Raw genomic sequence first — 5,096 nt, forward strand, 5'->3', positions numbered from 1 at the left:
TAAATGTGCCTTTATTTTTATCATATCACAACAAAACAAAACCCAGCTTTTTAGCTGGGTTTTATCTTATTTATTTTCTGCATATTGTTTCAGAATGATATACATCTCATCTTTCAAACGTAATTTCATTTTTTTAAGCGTTTCGATTTCCTCTGGAGTGCCATAATCGATCTTATCTATCATATTTTGAATTTTATGGTCGAGTTCATTATGCTCATCAAATAATTTAGCAAAATGCTTATCTTGGTTTTTTAATACACTAATTAAATCACGATATTCTGGAAACATAATTTTCTTCTCTGGATAGTAACTTATCCTTAATATAGCGTTTTTCCTATTAGGCTACTGTGAACAACATCACACTTTGTCTATTTGTTGTTTTATTTTCTGCAATAATGCTTCACAACATTGATCTAATAAACTATATGTTTCCGCAAAGTTATGCGTGTACCAAGGATCTGGAATATGATCTTTGGTTAATTGTGGACATAAGTTAGTAATTTTAAAAATCTGCTCTGGGTGATGACCAAACAAACGTTCTAAATCTTCAATATTGCTGTCATCCATACCAATAATATAATCGAACTGTGTTATATCTTGTTTGCGTACTTGCCGACTACGAAAGCCATTGCTCTCAATTTTATGTAAATCTAACATATCTGCTGTACCGCAATGCATTCCTTCTCCACTATGCCAACCAGCGGTTCCTGCACTATCAATCTGAATAAATTCACTTAATCCCGCTTTCTGTACTTTATCCTTAAAAATAAATTCAGCCATTGGTGAACGACAGATATTCCCTAAACAGACAAATAATACACTGATTTTATGCATAGTAATTTCCTATAAACTTAAAAAATAAGGCAGTAAAATTACTGCCTTATCTCAAATATAGCAAGCAAGTATTTGATTAATTTAACCAACCTAATTGATACACAATAAATAATAATGCAAATGCAGTAAGATAAAGTAAGCCAATTAAAGAAAGCCAGTAGAGTCCGCCTGTTACTCGATGCTTTCCTCGCAAGGCTAACAATAAATTTAATGTAGCAAAAATTGGTGTTGTAACAAAAGAAGCAATCATTGCAAATTTTAACATTGGGCCTAATGCATTATTGAAGAAGAAAATAATCATTGCACCAGATAACGTTGCTAAAATAAAAGAGATATTTAAATAAGTAGCTCTTGTACCTTTTTTATGAAGTAATAATCTCAAACTTTCGACATTTGTACGTGAGTATCCATCAATCACGGTTAAAGTAGTACCAAACATACAGAGAAATGCGATTAATGCAATTAACCCTTTTGCCCATTCACCAATTGTCGATGAATACATTCCAATTAATTGTGCGATATACTTACCACCTACCATTTCTACAGGTACACCAGAGCCATACTGCACTAATGCACCTAATGCCAAAAAGATAAGCGCCAAAATCGCTGTACCAATATATCCCACATTAAAATCAAATATCCCATCACGATATGACACTTCGGTGATCCGTTTTTTTGCTACCACCCACATAGAATTAATTGCAGAAATTTCAATTGGCGCTGGCATCCATCCCATTAATGCGACAATAAAGGCTAACGCACCTAATTGCCAAGGGCTTTCACTCACATAACCTTCTGGAGCAACACCACCACGAATCGCAGCAATAGCCACCGCTAAGACTGTAGCAATTGTTAGGCAAATCATCACCAGCTTAGACAAACCATCTAATAAACGATATTGTCCTAATAACAAAATCCCTAAACTGATCACTAATACAGTTAAACTTAATGTTGGTACTGGTAATGGCAGTACAAAAGATAAAATCACCGCAGAGAGCAATGCAACTGCTGCCGTATTAATCATTGTGGCAAAAATATTGAGTAAAAAGAAAATCCATAGATAGAATGTTCCTTTTTCTTGATATCCTTCAAGTAAGGTTTTATTTGTATCCAGCGTATATTGCACCCCAAAACGGAAAAAAGGATATTTAAAGACATTCGCCAAAATGATAATGATCGCTAATTGCCAGCCATAAATAGCACCAGACTGTGTTGAAGCAATGAGATGTGATCCACCGACTGCGGCAGAAGCCATTAAAATACCTGGCCCTAATGCAGAAAGACGACTTTTGATTGTAGAAGTTGACGAGTGTTGATCTAAAGTAGTTGTATTCATAGTAAATGCTCTTTTTATATGTAATAAGTTGTGTTATCTCAAAAATCACAACACAAAAAAATCCTGAGATCAATGTCAAAATCCAGAGTTTATCTCTGATTAAATTTTATAAAAAACTACATTTTTATAATTTATAAGAATAAAAAACCAAATTACATCATGATTAACTTATTAATAATTAAGCAAGAGGAACTTGTTAGCGTTTAATTTTTTTATTAAAAACAACTCCGTAACAGTTTATTTGCTGATTATTTAATCCTTTTACTACTTTTTCTGTAACCTATTGACAATATTACTAATAAAAAACACTCACGAAAAAATGTACTTTCAAGTACAATCTCTACCTCTCACAATAGAAAACAGATCATTATGCTATTAACAATTCTTTATTTAATTGGTATCACTGCTGAAGCTATTACAGGCGCTTTAGCCGCAGGCAGAGAAAAAATGGATATTTTTGGTGTTATCATTATTGCTTCTGTAACTGCCATCGGTGGTGGTTCTGTGCGTGATGTGTTATTAGGACATTACCCTTTAGGTTGGGTAAAGCACCCAGAATATATTGCTATTGTCGCTGGTGCTGCCATATTAACTGTCTTTATTGCTCCTTTAATGCGTTATCTAAAAGCAGTTTTCTTAATTTTAGATGCGTTAGGCTTAATCGTTTTTTCAATTATTGGTGCACAAGTAGCTCTCGATATGGGACATGGTTTTATTATTGCTTCTGTTGCAGCAATTATTACTGGTGCATTTGGTGGAGTATTACGAGATCTACTCTGTAACCGTATTCCACTCGTTTTTCAGAAAGAACTGTATGCCAGTATTGCCTTTTTAGCCACGGTCATTTATATCGCCTTACAAGAAACTCATATTCCACAAGATGCCGTTATTTTAATTACTCTTGCAACAGGCTTTTTCTCTCGATTACTCGCTATTCGTTTCGGTCTAGGTTTGCCTGTTTTTGATTACCAAGAAGATAAAAATTGGGCTTGGGTGGATAAATTACCAAAAAGGAAAAAATAAAATGATGACAGAAATTACTTTTTACCAATGTTTCCAGACTAATATTCTCAATGGAACAAAAACTATCACAATCCGTGATGCTAGTGAAAAAGATTTCGCTATTGGTAGTATCGTTGATGTATTTACTTATGAACAACATCAATGGTTTGCAAAAATTAAGATTCTGGCAATCACGCCGATCTCTTATCATCAATTAAATGATACTCATGCGAGTCAAGAAAATATGACCTTGCCAGAATTAAAACAAGTTATTCGTGATATTTATCCAAATACAGATCAGTTGTATGTAATTCACTATCAATTAGTCAATGAAGAAGAACGTTGTCGCCAGTAAGTGGCAAACTTCGGTTTACCTTTTGCGGTTTCTCCACGATATTTATAGGTAATCACGCTTCCAATCGGTGGTGGATTTGTTCGATCAGCTAATGAAAAACCGGATCCGATTTTAAACTTTCCTCGATAATTCTCACATGTTAATGACCCCATCACATTGTGAAATTGCCCTTTCCCTTTATGATGTGCAATCACTGTGCATTCTTCATCTTGATAGCGTTTTAATTTTAAAATTTGGCTACTCCGTCCAACGGTATAATGGGCTGCTGGGTTACGTACAACAACGCCCTCTCCACCTAATTGTTCTATCTGATCGAGAAATTGATATACGGCCTGCTTATTTGCTATTGGTAACTGTGGAATAATTTCAATATAAGGTGAAGGATGTTTTGCCAAATAATCTTGTAGTACTTGTAACCGTTGCCAGAGATCTCCTTCTGCATTAGGAACATCAAAGACATATAATTTTAACTTATGCCATCCCTTATCCTCTAAACTACGAGTAATACTAGAAATTTCTTCAAATTTACCGCGTTCACTAAATAATTCGCCATCAATCGCAAACGGAGGGAAATCTTTAATAAAATAGTCTGGTGGAGATAAACGATTCTCTTGCCGAGTAATCAACTGCTTACCGTCCCAAAAACCACGAACACCGTCTAATTTTTCGCTCATTACCCATCCATTAAGGTCTTGATCTTGATATTCTTTTAATAACATCACTGGCTCTTTCGCTGCAGCTGGTAACAAAAATAATAAACAGAAAATAAAATAAACAATTCGCATAATGCCTCCTTTTATCGAAAGGTCTTAACATAAGAAATTACGATAAAAGAAGTTGTTTTTACTGTAAAAAATGTGAGCTAATTCGAAAAAATAAAATTATTTATCTAATAACAGAAAGGTAATACTCTTCGGTACTATACAACGATTTATTTTAGTGCTAGTTTACAGCTGCTTTGTATACAAACTAACCAACCAAAGGTGATTAACATGAAAAAATCATTATTATTCCTTTCTCTTTGTGGGCTTTTTAGTGCGGCAGTCAGTGCCAACAATGTTGTTACCATTAATATGAAACTTTTAGATCCTGCTAATGGTGATAAAGATATTGGTGTTGTAGAAGTCACAGAATCTAAATATGGCTTAGTCTTTACTCCAAAACTCACTAATTTAACCCCTGGTGTTCATGGTTTCCATATTCATGAAAATGCTAGCTGCGCAGCAAAAGAGAAAGATGGCAAACTAACCGCAGGTTTAGGTGCTGGTGGACATTGGGATCCAAATAAAACTAAAAAACACGGTTTCCCATGGCAAGATGACGCACATTTAGGAGATCTTCCTGCATTAGCTGTAAATCATGACGGTACTGCAACAAATCCTGTTCTCGCTCCTCGCTTAACATCACTTGATCAAATTAAAGATAAAGCGTTAATGATTCATGCCGGTGGCGATAATCACTCTGATCATCCAGCTGCACTTGGCGGTGGTGGCGCACGTATGGCTTGTGGTGTAATTAAATAATCTTTTTATTCAAAACTTTTTTGATAAAAAATAGGGTAGTAGACAA

The 5,096-nt window shown here is 34.7% G+C and carries 7 protein-coding genes; 3 read left to right on the top strand and 4 right to left on the bottom strand.

The window, feature by feature from the left end; all coding sequences use genetic code 11:
- Window positions 1–66 precede the first annotated feature (66 nt).
- The 3 genes from PF272_RS00950 to PF272_RS00960 all read right to left on the bottom strand — a co-directional run bounded on the left by PF272_RS00950 (window position 67) and on the right by PF272_RS00960 (window position 2,170).
- Window positions 67–288, bottom strand: a complete 222-nt coding sequence (locus PF272_RS00950) for a YdcH family protein (protein WP_271141298.1) — start codon at window positions 286–288, stop codon at window positions 67–69.
- Between the two features lie 69 nt (window positions 289–357).
- Complete coding sequence (locus PF272_RS00955; protein ID WP_271141299.1) at window positions 358–834, bottom strand: low molecular weight protein-tyrosine-phosphatase; 477 nt, start codon at window positions 832–834, stop codon at window positions 358–360.
- Window positions 835–910: 76 nt separating this feature from the next.
- Window positions 911–2,170, bottom strand: a complete 1,260-nt coding sequence (locus PF272_RS00960) for an NRAMP family divalent metal transporter (RefSeq protein ID WP_271141300.1) — start codon at window positions 2,168–2,170, stop codon at window positions 911–913.
- A gap of 369 nt (window positions 2,171–2,539) precedes the next feature.
- Here PF272_RS00960 and PF272_RS00965 point away from each other — a divergent pair, with 369 nt between their 5' ends.
- On the top strand, window positions 2,540–3,193 hold the full coding sequence (locus PF272_RS00965; protein ID WP_065234747.1) for a trimeric intracellular cation channel family protein: 654 nt from the start codon (window positions 2,540–2,542) through the stop codon (window positions 3,191–3,193).
- Window positions 3,194–3,197: 4 nt separating this feature from the next.
- Window positions 3,198–3,527, top strand: coding sequence for a N(4)-acetylcytidine aminohydrolase (gene yqfB / locus PF272_RS00970; protein ID WP_271141303.1), 330 nt, complete (start codon window positions 3,198–3,200; stop codon window positions 3,525–3,527).
- Here yqfB and PF272_RS00975 read toward each other — a convergent pair.
- Window positions 3,491–4,312 carry a DNA ligase gene (locus tag PF272_RS00975; protein WP_271141301.1) on the bottom strand — a complete coding sequence of 274 codons (822 nt, stop codon included), beginning with the start codon at window positions 4,310–4,312 and terminating at the stop codon, window positions 3,491–3,493. The genes yqfB and PF272_RS00975 overlap by 37 nt on opposite strands.
- Before the next feature lie 207 nt (window positions 4,313–4,519).
- Here PF272_RS00975 and sodC point away from each other — a divergent pair, with 207 nt between their 5' ends.
- The gene (gene sodC, locus PF272_RS00980) at window positions 4,520–5,050 is read left to right on the top strand and encodes a superoxide dismutase [Cu-Zn] SodC (protein WP_271141302.1); all 531 of its coding nucleotides are present in this window, start codon (window positions 4,520–4,522) and stop codon (window positions 5,048–5,050) included.
- Window positions 5,051–5,096: the final 46 nt, after the last annotated feature.

The organism is Gallibacterium faecale (assembly GCF_027920745.1).
Lineage (GTDB): Bacteria > Pseudomonadota > Gammaproteobacteria > Enterobacterales > Pasteurellaceae > Gallibacterium > Gallibacterium faecale.

What these genes read in the sequence shown, in the direction of transcription:
- PF272_RS00950 (WP_271141298.1), bottom strand. Translation starts at nt 288, where the DNA reads ATGTTTCCAGAATATCGTGATTTAATTAGTGTATTAAAAAACCAAGAT.
- PF272_RS00955 (WP_271141299.1), bottom strand. Translation starts at nt 834, where the DNA reads ATGCATAAAATCAGTGTATTATTTGTCTGTTTAGGGAATATCTGTCGT.
- PF272_RS00960 (WP_271141300.1), bottom strand. Translation starts at nt 2,170, where the DNA reads ATGAATACAACTACTTTAGATCAACACTCGTCAACTTCTACAATCAAA.
- PF272_RS00965 (WP_065234747.1), top strand. Translation starts at nt 2,540, where the DNA reads ATGCTATTAACAATTCTTTATTTAATTGGTATCACTGCTGAAGCTATT.
- yqfB (WP_271141303.1), top strand. Translation starts at nt 3,198, where the DNA reads ATGACAGAAATTACTTTTTACCAATGTTTCCAGACTAATATTCTCAAT.
- PF272_RS00975 (WP_271141301.1), bottom strand. Translation starts at nt 4,312, where the DNA reads ATGCGAATTGTTTATTTTATTTTCTGTTTATTATTTTTGTTACCAGCT.
- sodC (WP_271141302.1), top strand. Translation starts at nt 4,520, where the DNA reads ATGAAAAAATCATTATTATTCCTTTCTCTTTGTGGGCTTTTTAGTGCG.